This is a genomic window from Natranaeroarchaeum aerophilus, from assembly GCF_023638055.1.
Taxonomy (GTDB): domain Archaea; phylum Halobacteriota; class Halobacteria; order Halobacteriales; family Natronoarchaeaceae; genus Natranaeroarchaeum; species Natranaeroarchaeum aerophilum.
This window is the reverse complement of sequence record NZ_JAKRVY010000001.1, coordinates 317,815-336,633: the sequence shown is the minus strand read 5'-3', so window position 1 is coordinate 336,633 and position 18,819 is coordinate 317,815. Positions and strand designations below refer to the sequence as shown.

The 18,819-nt window shown below is 63.5% G+C and carries 21 protein-coding genes; 13 read left to right on the top strand and 8 right to left on the bottom strand.

From position 1 onward, the window contains the following. Nucleotides 1-7 precede the first annotated feature (7 nt). Nucleotides 8-196, top strand: a complete 189-nt coding sequence (locus tag AArcSt11_RS01585; RefSeq protein ID WP_250593939.1) for a hypothetical protein — start codon at nucleotides 8-10, stop codon at nucleotides 194-196. Between the two features lie 109 nt (nucleotides 197-305). Here AArcSt11_RS01585 and AArcSt11_RS01580 read toward each other — a convergent pair whose 3' ends face one another. Continuing rightward, nucleotides 306-674, bottom strand: a complete 369-nt coding sequence (locus AArcSt11_RS01580) for a DUF2237 family protein (protein WP_250593937.1) — start codon at nucleotides 672-674, stop codon at nucleotides 306-308. Nucleotides 675-875: 201 nt separating this feature from the next. Here AArcSt11_RS01580 and AArcSt11_RS01575 point away from each other — a divergent pair, with 201 nt between their 5' ends. The 5 genes from AArcSt11_RS01575 (at nucleotide 876) to rpiA (ending at nucleotide 6,171) form a co-directional block, all read left to right on the top strand. After that, nucleotides 876-2,855: a MutS-related protein gene (locus tag AArcSt11_RS01575; RefSeq protein ID WP_250593935.1), complete on the top strand. Its 1,980-nt coding sequence runs from the start codon at nucleotides 876-878 to the stop codon at nucleotides 2,853-2,855. Nucleotides 2,856-2,942: 87 nt separating this feature from the next. Beyond that, entirely contained in the window at nucleotides 2,943-3,809 is an 867-nt protein-coding gene (locus tag AArcSt11_RS01570) for a DUF4097 family beta strand repeat-containing protein (protein WP_250593933.1), read from the top strand. An 85-nt stretch (nucleotides 3,810-3,894) separates the two neighbouring features. Further along, nucleotides 3,895-5,025 carry an ORC1-type DNA replication protein gene (locus tag AArcSt11_RS01565; protein ID WP_250593931.1) on the top strand — a complete coding sequence of 377 codons (1,131 nt, stop codon included), beginning with the start codon at nucleotides 3,895-3,897 and terminating at the stop codon, nucleotides 5,023-5,025. Then, complete coding sequence (locus AArcSt11_RS01560; RefSeq protein WP_250593929.1) at nucleotides 5,018-5,305, top strand: DUF8152 family protein; 288 nt, start codon at nucleotides 5,018-5,020, stop codon at nucleotides 5,303-5,305. Before AArcSt11_RS01565 ends, AArcSt11_RS01560 begins: the two co-directional genes overlap by 8 nt. A 179-nt stretch (nucleotides 5,306-5,484) precedes the next feature. Then, nucleotides 5,485-6,171 (top strand): ribose-5-phosphate isomerase RpiA, encoded by a 687-nt coding sequence (rpiA, locus tag AArcSt11_RS01555; RefSeq protein WP_250593927.1) that lies wholly within the window; start codon nucleotides 5,485-5,487, stop codon nucleotides 6,169-6,171. 53 nt (nucleotides 6,172-6,224) lie between these two features. Here the strand turns inward: rpiA and AArcSt11_RS01550 are convergent, their stop codons facing one another. Then, nucleotides 6,225-6,392, bottom strand: coding sequence for a DUF1931 family protein (locus tag AArcSt11_RS01550; RefSeq protein ID WP_238478301.1), 168 nt, complete (start codon nucleotides 6,390-6,392; stop codon nucleotides 6,225-6,227). 369 nt (nucleotides 6,393-6,761) lie between these two features. On the opposite strand from AArcSt11_RS01550, the gene AArcSt11_RS17195 reads away from it, so the two are divergent. Beyond that, nucleotides 6,762-6,911, top strand: coding sequence for a DUF7563 family protein (locus AArcSt11_RS17195; protein ID WP_238478302.1), 150 nt, complete (start codon nucleotides 6,762-6,764; stop codon nucleotides 6,909-6,911). A gap of 73 nt (nucleotides 6,912-6,984) precedes the next feature. After that, nucleotides 6,985-7,236, top strand: coding sequence for a GIY-YIG nuclease family protein (locus AArcSt11_RS01545; protein ID WP_250593925.1), 252 nt, complete (start codon nucleotides 6,985-6,987; stop codon nucleotides 7,234-7,236). A 7-nt stretch (nucleotides 7,237-7,243) separates the two neighbouring features. Here the strand turns inward: AArcSt11_RS01545 and AArcSt11_RS01540 are convergent, their stop codons facing one another. Together AArcSt11_RS01540 and AArcSt11_RS01535 are read right to left on the bottom strand one after the other, a co-directional pair. Continuing rightward, entirely contained in the window at nucleotides 7,244-7,825 is a 582-nt protein-coding gene (locus AArcSt11_RS01540) for an NADPH-dependent FMN reductase (protein WP_250593923.1), read from the bottom strand. A 77-nt stretch (nucleotides 7,826-7,902) separates the two neighbouring features. Then, nucleotides 7,903-8,283 (bottom strand): GNAT family N-acetyltransferase, encoded by a 381-nt coding sequence (locus tag AArcSt11_RS01535; RefSeq protein ID WP_250593921.1) that lies wholly within the window; start codon nucleotides 8,281-8,283, stop codon nucleotides 7,903-7,905. Between the two features lie 97 nt (nucleotides 8,284-8,380). Between AArcSt11_RS01535 and AArcSt11_RS01530 the strand changes: the two genes are divergently transcribed. The 3 genes from AArcSt11_RS01530 to thsA all read left to right on the top strand — a co-directional run bounded on the left by AArcSt11_RS01530 (nucleotide 8,381) and on the right by thsA (nucleotide 11,367). After that, the gene (locus AArcSt11_RS01530) at nucleotides 8,381-8,929 is read left to right on the top strand and encodes a KH domain-containing protein (protein WP_250593919.1); all 549 of its coding nucleotides are present in this window, start codon (nucleotides 8,381-8,383) and stop codon (nucleotides 8,927-8,929) included. 87 nt (nucleotides 8,930-9,016) lie between these two features. Further along, entirely contained in the window at nucleotides 9,017-9,532 is a 516-nt protein-coding gene (locus AArcSt11_RS01525; RefSeq protein ID WP_250593917.1) for a hypothetical protein, read from the top strand. A gap of 164 nt (nucleotides 9,533-9,696) precedes the next feature. Then, nucleotides 9,697-11,367: a thermosome subunit alpha gene (gene thsA / locus AArcSt11_RS01520; protein ID WP_250594952.1), complete on the top strand. Its 1,671-nt coding sequence runs from the start codon at nucleotides 9,697-9,699 to the stop codon at nucleotides 11,365-11,367. A 188-nt stretch (nucleotides 11,368-11,555) separates the two neighbouring features. Here the strand turns inward: thsA and AArcSt11_RS01515 are convergent, their stop codons facing one another. Then, nucleotides 11,556-12,911: a glycerate kinase type-2 family protein gene (locus tag AArcSt11_RS01515; protein WP_250593915.1), complete on the bottom strand. Its 1,356-nt coding sequence runs from the start codon at nucleotides 12,909-12,911 to the stop codon at nucleotides 11,556-11,558. A 76-nt stretch (nucleotides 12,912-12,987) separates the two neighbouring features. On the opposite strand from AArcSt11_RS01515, the gene AArcSt11_RS01510 reads away from it, so the two are divergent. Further along, a complete protein-coding gene (locus AArcSt11_RS01510) occupies nucleotides 12,988-14,004 on the top strand; it encodes an ornithine cyclodeaminase family protein (RefSeq protein WP_250593913.1) in 1,017 nt (338 codons plus the stop codon). Here AArcSt11_RS01510 and AArcSt11_RS01505 read toward each other — a convergent pair. Then, nucleotides 13,969-14,190 carry a DUF7535 family protein gene (locus AArcSt11_RS01505; RefSeq protein ID WP_250593911.1) on the bottom strand — a complete coding sequence of 74 codons (222 nt, stop codon included), beginning with the start codon at nucleotides 14,188-14,190 and terminating at the stop codon, nucleotides 13,969-13,971. The genes AArcSt11_RS01510 and AArcSt11_RS01505 overlap by 36 nt on opposite strands. A gap of 58 nt (nucleotides 14,191-14,248) precedes the next feature. Further along, the gene (leuS, locus tag AArcSt11_RS01500; RefSeq protein WP_250593909.1) at nucleotides 14,249-17,104 is read right to left on the bottom strand and encodes a leucine--tRNA ligase; all 2,856 of its coding nucleotides are present in this window, start codon (nucleotides 17,102-17,104) and stop codon (nucleotides 14,249-14,251) included. A 98-nt stretch (nucleotides 17,105-17,202) separates the two neighbouring features. Between leuS and thrC the strand changes: the two genes are divergently transcribed. Further along, on the top strand, nucleotides 17,203-18,462 hold the full coding sequence (thrC, locus tag AArcSt11_RS01495; RefSeq protein WP_250593907.1) for a threonine synthase: 1,260 nt from the start codon (nucleotides 17,203-17,205) through the stop codon (nucleotides 18,460-18,462). Nucleotides 18,463-18,504: 42 nt separating this feature from the next. Here thrC and AArcSt11_RS01490 read toward each other — a convergent pair. Then, a partial coding sequence (locus AArcSt11_RS01490; protein WP_250593905.1) for a sensor histidine kinase occupies nucleotides 18,505-18,819 on the bottom strand: 315 nt, incomplete at its 5' end.

Sequence of the window (18,819 nt, the reverse complement as noted above, 5' to 3'; positions counted from 1 at the left end):
GAGATCTGTGGCGGGCCACAACGGTTTTGTCATCGGCGCGCCCCCAGTCGATCGGATGAGCGAGTACTACGTCACCCTCGACGGCGATCAGGTCGCGGGACCGTTCGAGACGCGGGCGAAGGCAAAACGCTACGCGGACGAACAGAACACGAACGAGGTCGGACTGACGTACACGGTCGAGCGCGTCCGCAGGTGAGCGGTCATGCGTCGGTGGTTCGGGACACGCAAAAAAGAGACCGTGGCTGTCGTGTATGGGGAACGCACCATCGATACAGCGGCCGCGATATCATGGCTGGCCTCCGAGCCTACTCTTCGTACTCGTGTTCGAGTAGCGTCGAGAACAGTACCGTATCGAGTACGGACTCGTTTGTCGCTTCGAGGACGACCGGCGGCGCGACGTCGGCCTCCTTCGCCTCGACCCATCGATCGATACAGAGACACCAGTGGTCGCCCGGTTCCAGTCCGGGAAACTCGAACTCGGGCCGGGGCGTGATCAGATCGTTCCCCTGCGCCTTGCTGTACTGGAGGAACTCCTCGGTCATCACCGCACACAGCTCGTGACGGCCGGGGTCACCGTCGACATCCCGACAGCAGCCGTCTCGCAGATAGCCGGTCGTTGGGTCCTCGCTACATGGCTCCAGATCGCCGCCGAGCGCGTTCTGTTCGGGGGGCACGACCGGTATGTCGGGGAGCGAACGACAAAAACCCCGTGTCGTTGGACAGATCCCGTCGAGAGTCAACACTTCGAAAGTTGTAGTTACTTAGTATAGTTTTCGAAGTGAATTACTACAACTTTCGAAGCAAATCGAAACAGCCTGATGTTCGACCCGCCCACGCCGGGACCTTTTTCTCGGTCGCATCGAATGTGGCGAGTGATGGAGTTCGAGGCGATCCCGGGCGTCGGCGAGAAGACGGCGACGGCGCTGGCCGAGCTAGACGACCCCGAGCGGGCGCTGGAGACCGGCGACGTCGCGGCGCTCTCGCACGCACCGGGTATCACACAGGGACGCGCGGCCCGGATCGCTCGCGGCGCGATCCGGCAGGAACACGGCGACGACGGGGAGTTCCTGGCGACGAACCGGGCCAGAGAGATCTACCGCGAGGTGCTTTCCCTGCTACAGGAGCGAACGGTGACGACCTACGCCGAGCGACGGCTGGAGACGTTCTTCCCCACGAGCGCGGAGAGTCGCGTCGAGGAGGTACGGTCTTTCGTCGAGGCGGCGATGGATCGGGAGGCCGACCCCGAGGCGCTCGACGCGCTCGAAGCCGTCGAACCGCTCGACGAGCCAAGCGACGTGCGGGTCCGGGATCGGTGTCTGGCGACGACCGACGCCGAGCGGTACCGGGAGGCCACGGAGGCCATCCCCGAATTGAGCGTCGAGGTCGTCGAGGACGCCCGCGGGCTGGCCGAACTCGCGCGGGGCTATTCAACTGTTATCGCCATCGACGAGGCCTTCGCCGGGGTCGACGTCGAGGGGGATGTCAGGGTACAGCCCAAGGCGCTCGACGAGCCGAGCGAGATCGTCCCCGAGCGTCCGCTGGCCTTCTTCGCGGCCAACCGCGATCGACTGCGCGCGGCGATCCGCGTCCACCGACTGACCGACCTGGACCCGCCCTGCGATCTCGACATGCTGGAAGCCGCGCTCGACCGCCTCGATACGGACGGAACTGTTGCAGGTGACGACGAACTCGACCGGCTCTCGACCGCCGTCGATGATCTGGACGCCGCCGTCTCGACCGCCGAGAGCGTGGCCAACGATCACCTCCGCCAGTCGATCCGCGAGCAGGACGTCACAGTCGAAGGAGCCGACCTGCTCTCGCTGGTCGAACAGGGCGCGGGCGTCGATTCGTTGCTCTCCCGCGAACTGGCCGACGAGTACGCGGAGGCGGTCGACGCCGCCCGCGAGGAGCTGATCGGCTCGCTCGCCCTCGACAGTGGCGAGGCCGATATCGCCCGCCGGGCGTTCGGCGAGGATCCTCATTTCCCGGTCGAGCGAAACGAAGAAGCGATCTCCCGGCTTCGCGAGGAGCTCAAAACCGCCCGCGATCGGCGTGCCACCCGGCTCAAGCGAGACCTCGCAAGCGATCTTGCCGACGAGCGCGCGGATGCCGAGGCACTGGTCCGGGCGGCGCTCGAACTCGACGTCGAACTCGCAGTTGCGCGTTTCGCCGACGACTTCGACTGCACGATGCCCGAGTTCGGCGGCGACGAGGGACATGTCGGTATCGAGGGCGGGCGCTCGCCCCTGCTAGATGTCCCGATCGAGGACGTCGATCCGGTCGACTACGAGATCGGCGGCGTTGCCCTCCTGTCGGGCGTGAACTCCGGTGGCAAGACGTCGACGCTCGATCTGGTCGCCGCGGTGACGATCCTCGCCCACATGGGCCTGCCCGTGCCCGCCGACACGGCCCGAATCGACCGGTTCGAGGATCTGCACTACCACGCCAAAACACAGGGAACCCTCGACGCCGGGGCGTTCGAGAGCACAGTCCGGGAGTTCGCGGGGCTGGCGACCGGCGGCGCTGGCAGTCTCGTCCTCGTCGACGAACTCGAAAGCATCACCGAACCGGGCGCGAGCGCGAAGATCATCGCGGGTATCCTCGAAGCACTCGACGAGAACGGTGCGACCGCCGTGTTCGTCTCCCACCTCGCGGGCGAGATCCGCGAGACAGCCACCTTCGACGTGGCAGTCGATGGCATCGAGGCCGAGGGGCTGGTCGACGGCGAGTTGCAGGTCAACCGCTCGCCGGTCAAAGATCACCTCGCTCGCTCGACGCCGGAGTTGATCGTCGAGAAACTGGCGGGGGAGCACGATACCGAGTTCTACGCCGAACTACTGGAGAAATTCGAGTGAGAATGCCGGTACAAAAATCTTTCTCAGGGTTGCTACGTCGGTAACTGACGGTCCGGATTAAAACCCCTGGAGGGTAAACACGAAGATATGACACGAGAGGAATCGCGCCGAACGCTCCTCGGTGGGCTCGGAACGGCGGCAATCGGTGCCCTCGCGGGCTGTGTATCGGTCGGCGACGGCGTGACGGAGGAGATAAGCCGGACGTATGAGACGGAGCAACTGACGGTCGAAACCCGCGTCGGCGACCTGACAGTCGATACCGCTGACCGCGACGACGTGCTCGTGGAGGGCGAAAGGCAGGCGAACGACGAGGACCAGCTGGACGAACTCACACTCGAAGCGGAGCGAAACGGGGACTCGCTGGCCCTGCGCGTCCAGGGCAATACCGATGCGAGCGGCCTGCTGTTCGGTTCGACACCACGGATCGATCTGAACGTCACCGTACCGTCCTCGGTAGCTGTGGCCCGGTTGGAGACGAATACGGGTGATCTGACCGCTGCCACCGGGGACACCGAAACCGACGTGGAGACAAATACAGGCGACATCCAGGTGACTGATGGCGTGGCCGAGGTTCGGACGAATACTGGCGACGTCGAGACCGGCGACGCGGCGACGCCGACCGGGGTCAGGACGAACACGGGTGACCTGTCCGTCGAGGACGGTCGGATGCTCCGACAGGTAGACACCGACACGGGCGACGTCGAGGTCGGGTTTCCGGCGCTGGACGGTGACGTGTCGATCGATACGGACACAGGCGACGTAGCCCTGCGGGTCGCGCCCGAACTCGACGTCACCGCCGACGCCGAGAGCAGTACGGGCGACGTGACTGGCGCGGGACAGTTCGAGGCCGTCGCACAGCGGTCCGGACGGTTCGAGGGGACGCTTGGCGATGGGACCCATCGGGTGCGAGTCAGGTCGAGCACCGGCGACGTGACCGTCGAGGTTTTCGACTGATCGAAACGGACGCAGAGGGCCGATTCTCGGCGTCTGACGTGCGACTGCCGAAGGGTTAAGTGGATTCGCAAGCACGGTGAAAGTGATGAGTGACGATCCCGAAGACGATATGCTCGGCTGGGACGAGACTGTCTTTCGGGACGAGCACGTCTTCGAGATCGATTACGTACCGGAAACGTTCAAACACCGCGGGAGCCAGATGGAGAGTCTCAAGTACGCGTTGCGGCCCGCAGTGCGTGGCTCGCGCCCGCTCAACGCGATGGTGCGTGGTCCACCGGGGACTGGGAAGACGACCGCAGTCCAGAAACTGTTCAGCGAACTCCGTGCACAGACGGATATCAAGACGGTCAGGGTAAACTGTCAGGTCAACGGGACGCGATACTCCGTATTCTCCCGGCTGTTCGAGGGCGTCTTCGACTACGAACCGCCGACCAGCGGGATCTCGTTCAAGAAACTGTTTACCCAGATCACCGACAGGCTCGTCGAGGACGAGGAGGTACTCGTCGTCGCGCTCGACGACGTGAACTACCTGTTCTACGAGAACGAGGCGTCGGATACCCTCTACTCGCTGCTCCGTGCCCACGAGGAACACACCGGTGCGAAGATCGGCGTGATCGTCATCTCCTCGGACCCCGATCTGGAGGTTATCGACGAGCTCGATAGCCGCGTTCAGAGTGTCTTCCGGCCCGAGGAGGTGTACTTCAACCGCTATGGTGAGGGAGAGATCGTCGATATCCTCCGCGAGCGCGCGAAACGGGGCTTTCACGAGGGCGTCGTCACCACGGATGTGCTCGAACGCGTCGCCGAACTCACCGCCAACAGCGGCGATCTCCGGGTGGGGATCGACCTGCTCCGGCGGGCTGGCCTGAACGCAGAGATGCGCGCCAGTCGGACCATCAGCGTCCAGGATGCCGAAGACGCCTACGAGAAATCCAAATACATCCACCTCTCGCGGAACCTCAACAATCTCACCGACAACGAGCAAACGCTCGTCGAGGTCATCGCCGAGCACGACGGTGAGCAGGCAGGCGAGGTCTACGATGTTTTCAACGACCGCACCGACCTGGGATACACCCGGTACTCGGAGATCGTCAATAAACTCGAAAAGCTCGGTATCGTCGAGACCGAGTACGCCGAGATCGAGGGGCGTGGACGCTCGCGGGCGCTCTCGCTCGCCTACGAGTCGGAGGAGGTGCTGGAGCGGCTCAATGACTGACGACCGACAGGCGCTCACTGCGGAGCTGTATTCACACCTCAAAGCCACTGCCGAACGGCCGGTTGACCGAGACGCCAGCCGCTGGATCGGCGAAGCCGAAGCTATCGCCGGAGATATCGCTGGAGCCGACGTGTCCCCCGATGTGATCGGAGAACGGATCGGCCACGTCGACAGGCTGCTCTCGGAGATTGACACTACCGGCGACCCGGCGGCGGACGAACACGTCGACGAGGCAAAGCGGCTAGTTGGGGAGATCCACGAAGCGCTGGACGATGGCTGATCACTGGCCGAGAGTTTATACCCGAGAGGGCGGCGACATCCGACCATGCGCTGAACGTGGCTCCGGCGGGGATAGCCGTCGTGCGACACATCCCGCCGGACGTAGTCGGTGTCGCCAGTTCGCCAATCGGACCGACAGGATCTCAAACGTTTTTGCCGTCTGCCTGTGCAGTGATGGGTATGAAAAACACAGGCGGATCGAGAAAGGCGAAACGTCGCGCCGGGGAGCACGCGGCAACCGCGGTCGAGGACGGGATGGTTGTGGGCCTCGGGACCGGAAGCACCGCAGCCCACGCCATCAGAGCGATCGGAGACAAAATACGAGATGGTCTCGATGTCGAGGGAGTGCCGACATCGTTTCAGTCCCGCCAGCTAGCGATCGAGGAGGAGATCCCAGTCGTCGACCTCGACGAGGTTCCGGGCGTCGACCTCGCGATTGACGGGGCTGACCAGATTGCGGACGGCCAGTTGATCAAAGGCGGTGGGGGGGCCCACGCTCGCGAGAAGGTCGTAGACGCCACAGCCGACCGTTTCCTCGTGGTCGCCGACCCGAGCAAGCGCGCCGAAACGCTCGACAGCCCCGTTCCGGTCGAGACGCTGCCAGCAGCGCGACCCGTCGTGGAACGCGAGATACGGGAGCTGGGCGGGGAGCCCTCGCTCCGGAGCGCGGAGCGAAAGGACGGACCGGTTGTCACCGACAACGGCAACGTCGTCCTCGACTGTGAGTTCGGACCGATCGAGACGCCGGACACGCTGGCGGAGCAACTATCGACGCTGCCGGGGGTCGTCGAGCACGGCCTATTCGTCGATCTCGCCGACGAGATTCATGTTGGTACTGCCGATGACGTAACCGTAGAACGGCTGTAGGCGAGCCTACCCGTTGTGGTTCGCTCAAAAAAACGGAGTTGGATCGAACCGAATTACAGGTCGCGAGGCTGGACCGTCTTCCGGTCGTTGGCCTCGGCGCGTGCGGCGGCGTCTTCGAGGAGCTCGTCGACTTCCTCGTCGAGTGCTTCGTAGAAGTCCGATGCAACGTTCTTGTCGTCGAGCGCTTCCTTCACGGCGGCTTTGACAATTAGATCTGCCATACGGGCTCAGATTGAAAATCGCACTTTATAAGCGTTCCCAAATCGACCGGCGAGCGGGCCTCTCACGGTTGTCCAGCACTGGTCATGCCCATATATTCCCCCATAGTAACAGGATATAAAGTCCAGACAGTAGAAATCCACCGCTGATCTTCGGTTGGTGACCAGCCCGCGCGACAGTACGGACACATCCACAACCCGCCGAGTTCACCGGATTATCAGTTATTCGTGGTCAGGTCAACACTACACTGGACTTTACAACTCTGAAAACAAACTTTTCGTTGTGAGAGATAACGATGGTGGTTTAGAAAAGTATATGGTGCGACAGAACGTACCATTGGATGCCGGTACTATCTGTGCCGGTTGTGCCCAATGCCCACGTGTGACCACTGTAACGCGCACGTCTCAGAGCGTTTCGAGCGCGTCTTCGCTGACGAATACGGGCGGATCTTTGCGTGTCCGAGCTGTTCGGCTAACGCCGGTATCGCGGAGGCAGCACGCCTTCGTGCACAGCAAGCGTAAGTCCGTTCCGGGAAGTCCAGCGCGGTGATCACCACGCGGAGCCTTTACCTGTACCGTGTCCGATTCACCACCGATGGGTACACACTACGTATACGTGCTGGAGTGTGCCGACGGGACGCTCTACACCGGCTACACCACCGACATCGAGCGTCGCGTTGACGAGCACGATAGCGGTGCGGGCGCGAAGTACACTCGTGGCAGGACGCCGGTCGAGCTGGTCCATTCAGAACCCCACGACACCAGGTCCGCGGCGATGGCTCGGGAGTATGAGATCAAACAGCTGACGCGAGCACAAAAAGAGCAGTTGATCGAGGAGAGGAGTTGACCAAGGGTTAATTGTTGGTGTCGATCCGGAGATCGGTGGGCCGTCCCAGCCGCTCGGCGTGCTCGACAATCAACCGCCCGAGTTCGTCGACGCGCTGGTGTATCTCGGAATCGACGAACGCCCGTCCGTCGATAGCCTCGGCGTCCGACTCGAACTGGTCGTAGACGTTCGGGATACCAACCTGTTCTGGCAGTACCCAGGCGTGGACGCCACGCATCGTAACCCGGAGGTGATCGAGCGTACTCGCGTACGCGTCCCCGCCCGCGACAGCGAGCAGACCGACAACCGTGTCCTCGAAGTCGTCGTAGCTGCAGTAATCGTGAAAATTGCGGAAGGCGGCGGAGTAGCTCCCATGGTAGTTGGGCGAGCCGATCAGGACGCCATCAGCCTCGCGGATCCGGCGCTTGACCAGTTCACTATCTCCCGGTGAATCGAGGTCCGGGTTGTAAAGCGGGAGATCGTATTCCCGGAGGTCGAGGAGTTCCGTCTCTGCACCGGCCCGTTCGGCGCTGTCGAGGGCATACAGGAGGGCAGTCCGCGTGTAGCTCTCCGAGCGGAGACTGCCGGGGACCGCAACGATCCGTGTCATTACTCGTATCTGAGGAAGTCTGGGGTAAAAGACCAGCCGTTTCGATCCGGCGCTGTGGGTTCCGCGGCGCCAGTCGATCAGGCCCGGTCGAGAACACCCCGACACCGGCCGGGGTCGTCAGCCGGTTCGATCTCGAATCCGAGTGACTCGTAGAACGGCCTGACGCGCTCGTCGAACTCTGCGGTAAGCGGGCCACGGCGACTCGCCGCTTCGACGAGCGCGGTGCCGATGCCCTTCGCGCGGCGACGACGCTGAACGGCGATTCCCACGATATGAGTCACATCGGGCCGCGAGTCGAGAACGACGACGCCGACGATTCGACCGTCTGCGGTTGCAACGAGGACATCACCTGCCGCGATCCGGTCGTCGATGTCATCGACTGCAAGGACGGCGGCATCGAGCAAGGACCGGACCCCGAGGCTGTCGTCAGAGCGGGCGGATCGGAGATCGAACTCCACAGTGGACCCTTCGAAGCGCACCGAATTGGACGTTTCGACTACGCACGGTACGGCGTCCCGGAGAAAGCTTTTACAGATCGACCTACTACCGCTACCCATGCAACACGTGAAGATTCCGCAGGACCGGATCGGTGCGCTGATCGGCGAAGGGGGTGAGACGCTCCGCGAGATCGAACGGCGAGCGGAGGTGCGACTCGATGTCGACTCCGAAAACGGCTCGGTGGGGATCGAAAAGACCGGCGATCCGGTGACCGCGCTCAAGGGGCCGGAGATCGTCCGCGCGATCGGCCGCGGGTTCGCACCCGAGGACGCGATGGCCCTGCTCGACGACGAGATGATGATGCTCGATATCATCGATATCGGCGCGGCCACGCGCAACAAGAACGACCTCAAGCGCCAGAAGGGCCGACTGATCGGCGAGAACGGCCGGACACGCGAGCTGATGGAAGAGCTCACCGGTGCGGCAGTCGTCATCTACGGGTCGACGCTGGCGACGATCGGCACGCCACAGGAAGTCGAGACAGTTCGGGACGCCGCAGAGATGATCATCGACGGCGCGCCACACGGCTCGGTCTACTCCTTCCTGGAGCGCAAACACAACGAACTCAAGCGCCAGGGGATGGACTACCACCAGTACAGCGGTTGACAGTTGTCCCGAGTGTCCGGAACGGTTTGGGAGGACAGGGAATCGCTTTCACAGGGGTTAATCTTCTCCAGCGGCTACTGTCGGTGAATGGTAGACAACTTTGAGGCGGGGCGTCGACGGTTCCTTCAGGGTGCGGGTATCGGTGGCACAGCACTGCTTGCAGGCTGTACTGAACAGTTAGGACTGGGAGACGACGACGAGGCGGCCAGTGAGAGCGGCATCGGAATCGTCGCCAGTATCGACCAGCAGCAACTCCAGGAGATTCAGGCGACCATCCAGCAGGAGGTCCAAGAGGAGGTCCAGCAGGAAGTCGAGGACGGCGAACTCGACGAGGAGGATGCACAGGCGGAGATCCAGGCTCGGTTCCAGGAACGTGAAGGCGAGATCATCGAGTTCATCGAGGAGGAAATAGATGCGATGCGGACCGAAATCGGTGACGAGTACTCGATCGAGATCGTCGAGGAGTTCCCGCGAACTGGAGCGGTTCGTGCCGACGGTGAGCCCGAGGAGCTGATCGCAGCACTGGAGCTAGACACCGTCCAGCAACTCGTCTCGGCGAGCGATCTGCAGGCACCCGAAGAACCGGAGCCAGAAGGCGAGTAGCTACCCGAAGGACTGACGGCTGCGCCGCTCAGTATCGTATATAAACCCCTGTCATTGTCAACAACTAACACAAATAGCACCAGCACTGTCCGTGTGTTGTGCTCCGTGGAGCAAAACATTTATATAGAATGGCAATCAACTCATTGTTGATTATGTCACAGCAGATGGGCAACCAGCCGATGATTGTACTTTCCGAGGAGAGCCAGCGTACCTCCGGAAAGGACGCACAGTCGATGAACATCACAGCCGGCAAGGCCGTCGCCGAATCCGTTCGGACCACGCTCGGCCCGAAAGGCATGGACAAGATGCTCGTCGACTCCACGGGGAACGTCGTCGTCACGAACGACGGCGTCACGATCCTCAAGGAGATGGACATCGAGCACCCCGCCGCGAACATGATCGTCGAAGTCGCCGAGACCCAGGAGGACGAGGTCGGCGACGGGACGACCTCCGCGGTCGTTGTCTCCGGTGAACTCCTCAAGGAAGCCGAGGATCTTCTCGATCAGGACATCCACGCAACCACGCTCGCACAGGGGTACCGTCAGGCCGCCGAAAAAGCAAAAGAGATCGTCGAGGACATCGCGATCGACGTCAGCGCCGACGACACAGAGACGCTCGAATCCATCGCCGCGACGGCGATGACCGGTAAAGGCGCCGAAAACGCCAAAGACCACCTCGCCGAACTCGTCGTCCGTGCAGTCAGCGCCGTCGCAGACGGCGACGAGGTCGACACGGACAACATCAAAGTCGAGAAAGTCGTCGGCAGCGCAGTCGACGAGTCCGAGCTCATCGAGGGCGTCCTCATCGACAAGGATCGCGTCCACGAGAACATGCCCTACTTCGTCGAGGACGCCAACGTCGCCGTCATCGACGACGCGCTGGAAGTCAAAGAGACCGAGATCGACGCCGAGGTCAACGTCACCGACCCCGACCAGCTCCAGGAGTTCCTCGACCAGGAGGAAGCCCAGCTCCGCGAGATGGTCGACGACCTCGCCGACGCCGGTGTCGACGTCGCCTTCGTCGAGGACGGTATCGACGACATGGCCCAGCACTACCTCGCTCAGGAGGGCATCCTCGCGGTTCGCCGCGTCAAGTCCTCCGACGCCGAGAAGCTCGCCCGCTCGACGGGTGCACGCGTCATCTCGAACGTCTCCGACATCGAGGCCGACGACCTTGGCTTCGCCGGGAGCGTCTCCCAGCAGGAGGTCGCCGGCAGCCAGCAGATTCTCGTCGAGGACGTCGAGGACGCAAAGTCCGTCACGCTGCTGCTGCGCGGCGGCACCGAGCACGTCGTCGACGAGGTCGAGCGCGCCATCGAGGACAGTCTCGGCGTCGTGAGCGTCACCCTGGAGGACGGCAAAGTCCTGCCCGGCGGCGGCGCACCCGAGACCGAACTCGCCCTCGAACTGCGCCAGTTCGCCGACTCCGTCGGCGGCCGTGAGCAGCTCGCCGTCGAAGCCTTCGCCGACGCGCTGGAAGTCGGTCCACGGACGCTGGCCGAGAACGCCGGTCTCGACCCCATCGACTCGCTCGTCGAGCTCCGTAGTGAGCACGACAGCGGCAACAGCACGGCTGGGCTGGACGCCTACACCGGTGACGTCATCGACATGGAAGCCGAGGGCGTCGTCGAGCCGCTCCGCGTCAAGACCCAGGCCATCGAGTCCGCCACCGAGGCGGCCGTGATGATCCTGCGTATCGACGACGTGATCGCCGCAGGCGACCTCAAGGGCGGCGGCACGGACGATGACGACGACGAGCCAGCAGGCGGTCCCGGCGGCGCACCCGGCGGCATGGGTGGCATGGGCGGTATGGGCGGCATGGGCGGCGCAATGTGAAATCAGGCTGTTTCTGATTTCACATTGGCCGCTGAGCTTCGCTCGGCGAAGGCGCTGTGAAATAGGTCACAACCGCTTTCACGCCCCTGACGCCGTTCAGTCGACTCGTCTTCCAGAACACAACTACGCTTTCTTTCGGACACGCTACTCGCCAGCGGAGCGGCTACCGTACAGGCTGAGCTGATCGGCTACGAGCGCTCCTCGACGACGATCACGCGCAGATCGTTGACGTTCGTCCCGCTCGGACCCGAACGGAGCAGCGCGCCCGCCTCGTCGAGCACTGAATAGGCGTCGTTGCGATCGAGTGCCGCCCGGCCTGCCGCCGGATCGATCGTTTCGGCATCGACGAGCGCACCCGCCGCATCGGTATTCCCATCGATGCCGTCGGTATCGACGCTGGCGACGACGATATCCGCCGCGTCGAGTTCGCAGGCGGCGCTCAGCGCGAACTCCTGATTCGGCCCGCCCGAACCGTGATCGTCTGTCAGCGTGACGGTGGTCTCACCGCCCGAGAGGACGACCGCGGGCGGCGTGAGCGGATTTCCGGTCGCTCGACACTCCTCGGCGATCGCGACGTGTGTCCTGGCGGCTTCGCGGGCCTCGCCGCGGACGCGCGAGGAGAGGATCGCCGTATCGTAGCCACGATCCGCCGCGACACCCCGGGCCGCATCCAGCGCGTCGGTCGCACTCGCGATGATGTGAGTCTCAACACGCTCGAACACCGGGTCACCGTCGGTCGGTGTCTCCGCGAAGTCGCCGTCGTCGCCGCACTGGAGGTGCTCGCGAACCGCCGCCGGGACGTCGACGTCGTATCGGTCGAGGACGGCGAGCGCATCGGCGTAGGTCGTCGGATCGGGGGCGAGCGGGCCACTCGCGATGACCGAGCGGTCGTCGCCGATCACGTCGCTCACGACGAGGCCGACGACGGTCGCCGGGGCGGCACGACGGGCGAGCCGACCGCCCTTGATCGCCGAGCAGTGCTTGCGGACGGCGTTGATCTCGTCGATCGTCGCACCGCTTGCCAGCAGGGCTTCCGCCGTGGCCCGTAGATCGTCGAGCGCGAGGTCGCCAGCAGGGGCGGGCAGCAGGGCGCTGCCGCCGCCGGTGAACGCGGCGAGAACGAGGTCGCCCTCGCCAGCCCGATCGGCAGCGTCGAGGAGGGATCGCGTACTCTCGACGCCGCGCTCGCTGGGAACGGGATGGTCTCCCGGTTCGATATCGACGTGCTCGATCGCCACCGGGTCGTCAGTAACGACGACGCCATCGTCGATCCGAGTGTCGAGGATCCCTTCGAGGCCGCTCGCGAGGTGAGCGGCCGCGTTGCCGCCACCGACGACGAGTATACGGTCGTACACGTCCAGATCATAGCGATACGTCGAATCGTCGTCCGGTCGAACGAGCAGGTCGCTTCCGTCGAGGTCGACGATTCGGTCGACCGCCCGGCGGGGGTTTGCCGCCTCGATACCGGCAATGAGACACGAAAGCGCGAGTTCGTGTGCCTGCGTCCGGGCGAGCCTGTCCTCGTCGGCGAACGTAAACGACATATCCGAACCAATGGGCGCTCCCGATATAGATCCCCGCGGGAACAGCAACTAAGGCCCGTCACCCGAAACTCTCAGTATGGAGACGGTACTGCTGAACGGGGACGACGTCGAGGCGAACGCGCAGCTTGACGAGATGATCGACGCGGTCGAAGAGGCCTTTGCCGCCTACGCTCGCGGTGACGTGCAGATGCCAGCCAAATCCTACATCGACCTCCCACAGTACAACGGCGATTTTCGGTCGATGCCGGCCTACATGGACGCTGGCGAGTGGGATGCCGCCGCGGTCAAGTGGGTCAACGTACATCCCGACAACCCCACTGAACACGGCCTGCCAACCGTTCTCGGCACTGTCATCTACTCCGATCTGGAGACGGCATACCCGCTCTCGATCATGGACGGGACCGTGATCACCGAGAAGCGAACCGGAGCGGCTGCGGCCGTGGCGACCGATTATCTCGCGGTCGAAGACGCGACGAGTCTGGGGCTGGTCGGCGCTGGCGTCCAGTCGTACACCCAGCTGGAGGCGATTGCACGGGTCCGGCCCATCGAGGAAGTTGTCGTCAGTGACATCGACGAGGAACGCGCCGAACGGTTCGTCACCGCGTTCGAGGGGCGCTTCGACGTGCGATCTGGCACCATACGCGAGGCGGGCCACTGCGACGTGCTCTCGACGGTTACCCCACTCGAAGAGCCGATCGTCGGCCTCGCCGATCTGGGCGAGCAGACCCATATCAACGCCATCGGTGCGGATGCCGCGGGAAAACACGAGATTGGCGATCAGGTACTCCGGGCCGCGAAACTGGTGATCGACGACTACGAGCAGTGTACCCACTCGGGCGAGATCAACGTTCCCTGGAGCGAGGGCGTACTGGACGACGACGACCTGTACGGCGAACTCGGCGACATCGTGACCGGCGATCAAGAAGCGCGCACCGAAGCGGATGGTGTGACCGTGTTCGATTCGACAGGACTGGCGATCCAGGACGTTGCAGCGGCTCACGTCGTCTACGAGCGTGCCCGTGAGAGCGGGGACGGTTACGGCTTCGAGCTCGTCAGCTCACTCGCCACGGAGCCGGGAGAGCAAGTCGAGTAGCTTGGTGAATACCACGACGATGATAATAAAGGGCAACAGCGGGACCAGCAAGACGAGCATTCCGAGCAGGATCCCCCAGCCGATGACGTCCATATCGGGGTCACGTTTGCCCTTCACGCCGGGCGTGACGGTTCGGAGTACTTCTTTTGGAAGCGAAAGCTCGTCGTCGGTATCGTCGGTACTCATAGGATAGTATCCGTTCGAGCGCTTATAAGCAGGACGGGAGGATCGGATCGCTGGCGCGCTATTCGAGGTGGATCGCCGGTCGGAACGGCACCGCCGCAGAGGCTTTGTCGTCGGGATCCTCGATATCCTCGCCCGCCTCCGCGTAGACCGTCACCTCGGCGTCGAACTCGTCGGCGAGGAACGGGGCGGCTTCCTCGTACACCGACCGTTCGTCGATCGCTCGCAGCGCGTCCAGCGTGTCCTCGTCGCGCTCGCGGACGAACTCGACCAGATCGCCAACGAGGTCGTTGACATCGTTACCTTTCTCGCGCAGGGCGGGATCCTGCATGACCTCGCCCATCACTGCGCCGACGTCCGGGCCGGTCTCGATAACCTGATCGAGGACGTCTCGTTTCCAGGCAGCGGGCGCGTACACACGGATCCGATCGGGATCGGTGCCGGTGACGTCGACGATGTCGGCGACGTCGTCGTACAGCGTCTCGATCAGTCGCTCCTCGGCAAGCGTGCGCTCGCTCCGGCGGTCCTCGTCGACCTGCGGCCACGGGGCCTCCTCGGCGGGCGTCCCGGTGAGCTGCTCGTGGAGTTCATTCGCCAGGAAGGGTGTAAACGGCGCGAGCAGGCGTAGCCGCGTTTCGAGGACGTTTCGGAGCGTCCACCGTGCCCCCGGACGGTCGAGGTCGGTCCGGCGACGGTACCACTTGAGATGCTCCTCAAAGCCGTAGAAGGCGGTCTGGCTCGCGGTTCTGGTCTCGAAGCGCTCCATCGCCTCGGTGGCGGTCTCGACAGTTTCCTGTAGTCGCGCCAGCAGCCAGCGGTCGATATGTTCGAGTTCGGGCTCCGTGTCGGGTGCATCCGCGTCGATTAGCTCCTGGGCGCGCTCCCAGAATCGATCGAGCTGGTCGCGAGTGCTTTCGACCTGTTCTGCCCGCCAGTCGTAGTCCTGCCACGGCTCGGCGGAGTTGAGCAGGAAAAAGCGGACAGTGTCCGCGCCGTACTTCTCGATTGCGTTCGAGGGCAGGACGACGTGGCCGCTGGACGATGACATCTTTTTGCCTTCCAGCAGTCCCATCCCCATCGAGGTGATCCCCTGGGGCCACTGGGCTTCGTCGAACAGTTCTGCGTGGTGGAACAGGTAGAAGCTCAGGTGGTTCGAGATCAGATCGTTGCCCGAGCAGCGGTAATCGACCGGATACCAGTAGTCCCACTCCTCGCGCAGGTCGAGTGCGGTGTCGTTGGGGCTGTCAACCGCGTCGGCACCGTAAAACAGCGTATCGAAGAACTCCCGGTCCATCTGCTCCGGCGGGACCGACTCCAGCCGGTGAGCGATAGTGTAGTAGGCCATGTAGATCGTCGAGTCCGAGAGCGGCTCGATAACGAAGTCGTCGTCCCACGGCAGTTTCGTCCCCAGCCCGTAGTTTCTGATGCAGGGCCACTCGTTCAGCCAGTCGACCGTGTGGTCGTACTGCTCACGGGTGTTCTCGGGGATGGCATCCAGCCCGTCGATAGCGGCGTGGGCTTTGGCTTTCCAGTCGGCGTCGTTGTACCGAAGGAACCAGGTGTCCTGATAGGCGACGACGACTTTCCCGCCAGCCCGAGAGATGACTGGCTCGGGGAAGTCATAGAGCTGTCCGAACGCGCCGCGCTCGCGGAACGCTGCCGCCAGCTCCTCGCGGACCTCCTCGATGACGCGGCCCGCGAACTCGCCGTACTCCTCGTGGAGTTCGCCGGTGTGGAACTCCCTGTTGTACAGCTCCTTGGTGACCTCGGGCAGGTCGGGATCGTCGCTGTGCTCGATTCCAGCAGATTCGACGGCGTCTTTCGCAGGAATCTCGCCGTAGTCCTCGACATCGAGAATCGGGATCGGTTCGATCGCCCGGACCGCGTCGGGATCGATTCCGTACTCGGTGAGCTCGTCGGCCTGCGCTTTGGCTTCCTGCAGAGCGATGTAGTCGTCGGGGCTGTGGGCCGGGACGGACATCACGACACCGCTCGCGCTATCGGGGTCTACGAAGTCGGCCGGCAAGATCAGCAGTTCGTCGCCAGTGACTGGGTTCTCGACCGTCCGCCCGACCAGTTCCTCGCCGGTGAACTTCTCGCGGATCTCGACCTCGCGATCCTGCAGGGAGAGCTTCTCGGTCGCCTCGACGGAAACGATCCACTCCTCGCCGTCGACGGATGCGGCGGCGTACGTTTCCCCGGGATTGACGAAGGCGTTGGTCACGCCCCGGACGGTCTCGGGGCGGAGCGTCGCCATCGGAATCGTCGTTCCGTCGTCGGTCGCGGTGAACTTGACGAGGGTGTACTCCTGATACTCGACGTCCTCGCCCTCGAGCAGGTCGTGAGTCGTCACCGGGTTCTCCTGTTCGGTACAGTACTTGACCGGGTGGAGTCCCTTCTCCAGCAGACCACGCTCTTTGAGCGTCTCGTACTGCCAGGTGATAAACTTCGAGTAGCGCTCGTCGTTGGTCGTGAACTCCCGCCGCCAGTCGATCGAGAGCCCGAGGTCCTTCATATTGGACTTGTAGAAGTTGTCGATGAAGTACCGGGCAAAGCCCATCGGGGTCTCCAGATCCTGCAGTTCGTCTTCAGGAACGTTGTACGTGTTCGTCAGGACGTCGAGCTGGTCCTCCTCGCCCTTTTTCAGGCGCTCGACCGCACCGACGATGGGCGTTCCGGTGACGTGCCACGCGATCGGAAAGAGCACGTTGTCGCCCTGCTGTCGGCGATAGCGCGCGTAGACGTCCGGGACGGTGTAGGTTCGGACGTGGCCGACGTGCATTCCGCCGCTCGGATAGGGGTACGGAACGGTGATGAACGTCGCCTCCTCGTCCGGGTCGGGATCGGACTCGTACTGGCCCTGCTGGGCCCAGCGCTCCCGCCACCGCGCTTCGACTGATTGCGGGTCGTAGGTCATACAGTATCGTTTTCGGGGGCTGCGTAAAAACACTGCCAACTTGCCCGCGAGCGCCGAACCCGCGCCGTTTTTCCCATTGCGGTGCTATCACACGGGTAATGAGCATGAAACTCGACGCTCCGGCCGCGAACGCACCGCCGGAAGCCGAGGACGGCGTCTGGCTGTCCTGCATCGACTGCGATCACACCCTGGCACCCTTCGACGACGTCGTTTTCACCTGTCCCGAATGTGGCGGGCTCCTCGAGGTCCGGTACGCCGACCTCCCCACGTTCGAGGACTTCGAGGGCACCGGCGTCTGGCGCTATGACGACGCCCTACCGGTCGAGATGGGCGTGACGATCCAGGAGGGTAACACGCCGCTGTACGAGGTGCCCGAACTGGAATCCGAGACCGGCGTCGATCATCTCCACGTGAAACACGAGGGGATGAACCCGACGGGCAGTTTCAAGGACCGCGGGATGACCGTCGGCGTTCAGGTCGCCAGCCGCCTCGGCGTCGACCGGCTCGCCTGTGCGTCGACCGGTAACACCAGCGCCGCGCTGTCGGCCTACGGCGCACGCTCGGAACTGGAGACACTCGTCCTCCTCCCTGCAGGAAAAGTCGCCGCAGGGAAGGTTGCACAGGCCAGCCTCCACGGCGCACGCATCCTCGAAGTCGACGGCAACTTCGACACCTGTCTCGACATCGTGCAGGACCTCGCGACCAGCGGGCACGTCTACCTGCTGAACTCGCTAAACCCCTTCCGGCTGGAGGGTCAGAAGACGATTGGCCTCGAAATTCTCGAACAGTGTCAAGAGCGGACCGGCGAGTTCCCCGACCGGATCGTCCTTCCCGTGGGCAACGCGGGTAACACCAGCGCACTGTACAAAGCCTTCCGCGAACTCGTCCAGTCGGGCGCACTCGACGAAGACGAGGTGCCCAAACTCACCGGTGTACAGGCTGAGGGAGCCGCGCCGATGGTCGAAGCCGTCGAGGAGGGCAACGACGAGATCAACCGCTGGGAGTCGGTCGAGACCCGGGCCACTGCGATCCGGATCGGCAACCCCGTCAACGCGCCGAAGGCATTGCCGGGAATTCGAGAAACCGGTGGGACTGCAGTTGCCGTCTCGGACGACCAGATCACCGACGCCCAGCGCTCGCTCGCCGAAGAAGGCGTCGGTGTCGAACCCGCGAGCGCGGCCTCCGTCGCTGGACTCCGAAAGCTCCGCGAGCAGGACGTGATCGGCCGCGATGAGAACGTGGTCTGTCTCACGACTGGCCATCTGCTGAAAGATCCGGACGAGGCCGCCGCAGCCGGTGGCGATCCGGAGCCGGTTCCGGGCGATACAGAAGGGGTTCTCAACCATCTCGATGGCTGAGGGTTCGAACTGGGTTCTCGACCATCTGGAGTAGTTGGAACTTCACTCCGTTCTGATCTCGAACCGCGCGCCGCCGGACTCGCTGTCGGTGAGATTGACCGCCCATCCGTGGGCGTTCGCCACTACTTCGACGATCCGGAGCCCGAATCCGGTGCCGTCTTCGTGGGTCGTGTAGCCGCGGTCGAATACGTCCTCTTTTTTATCGTCGGGGATACCGGGACCGTTGTCCGCAACGTAAAAACCATCGTCGAGAGCACCGACAGTGACCCGGACCTGGTCAGTATCGGTCGAGTCGTGTTGAGCGGCGTCCTGCTGAGCTTGCGAAGCAGGGCTCGAAGCATCTCGTGCTTCGGCGTC

Bases quoted from the DNA above. Each gene is read 5' to 3' on its own strand.
- AArcSt11_RS01575 (WP_250593935.1), top strand. From the start codon at position 876: ATGGAGTTCGAGGCGATCCCGGGCGTCGGCGAGAAGACGGCGACGGCG.
- AArcSt11_RS01570 (WP_250593933.1), top strand. From the start codon at position 2,943: ATGACACGAGAGGAATCGCGCCGAACGCTCCTCGGTGGGCTCGGAACG.
- AArcSt11_RS01565 (WP_250593931.1), top strand. From the start codon at position 3,895: ATGAGTGACGATCCCGAAGACGATATGCTCGGCTGGGACGAGACTGTC.
- AArcSt11_RS01560 (WP_250593929.1), top strand. From the start codon at position 5,018: ATGACTGACGACCGACAGGCGCTCACTGCGGAGCTGTATTCACACCTC.
- rpiA (WP_250593927.1), top strand. From the start codon at position 5,485: ATGAAAAACACAGGCGGATCGAGAAAGGCGAAACGTCGCGCCGGGGAG.
- AArcSt11_RS01550 (WP_238478301.1), bottom strand. From the start codon at position 6,392: ATGGCAGATCTAATTGTCAAAGCCGCCGTGAAGGAAGCGCTCGACGAC.
- AArcSt11_RS17195 (WP_238478302.1), top strand. From the start codon at position 6,762: ATGCCCACGTGTGACCACTGTAACGCGCACGTCTCAGAGCGTTTCGAG.
- AArcSt11_RS01545 (WP_250593925.1), top strand. From the start codon at position 6,985: ATGGGTACACACTACGTATACGTGCTGGAGTGTGCCGACGGGACGCTC.
- AArcSt11_RS01540 (WP_250593923.1), bottom strand. From the start codon at position 7,825: ATGACACGGATCGTTGCGGTCCCCGGCAGTCTCCGCTCGGAGAGCTAC.
- AArcSt11_RS01530 (WP_250593919.1), top strand. From the start codon at position 8,381: ATGCAACACGTGAAGATTCCGCAGGACCGGATCGGTGCGCTGATCGGC.
- AArcSt11_RS01525 (WP_250593917.1), top strand. From the start codon at position 9,017: ATGGTAGACAACTTTGAGGCGGGGCGTCGACGGTTCCTTCAGGGTGCG.
- thsA (WP_250594952.1), top strand. From the start codon at position 9,697: ATGGGCAACCAGCCGATGATTGTACTTTCCGAGGAGAGCCAGCGTACC.
- AArcSt11_RS01515 (WP_250593915.1), bottom strand. From the start codon at position 12,911: ATGTCGTTTACGTTCGCCGACGAGGACAGGCTCGCCCGGACGCAGGCA.
- AArcSt11_RS01510 (WP_250593913.1), top strand. From the start codon at position 12,988: ATGGAGACGGTACTGCTGAACGGGGACGACGTCGAGGCGAACGCGCAG.
- AArcSt11_RS01505 (WP_250593911.1), bottom strand. From the start codon at position 14,190: ATGAGTACCGACGATACCGACGACGAGCTTTCGCTTCCAAAAGAAGTA.
- leuS (WP_250593909.1), bottom strand. From the start codon at position 17,104: ATGACCTACGACCCGCAATCAGTCGAAGCGCGGTGGCGGGAGCGCTGG.
- thrC (WP_250593907.1), top strand. From the start codon at position 17,203: ATGAGCATGAAACTCGACGCTCCGGCCGCGAACGCACCGCCGGAAGCC.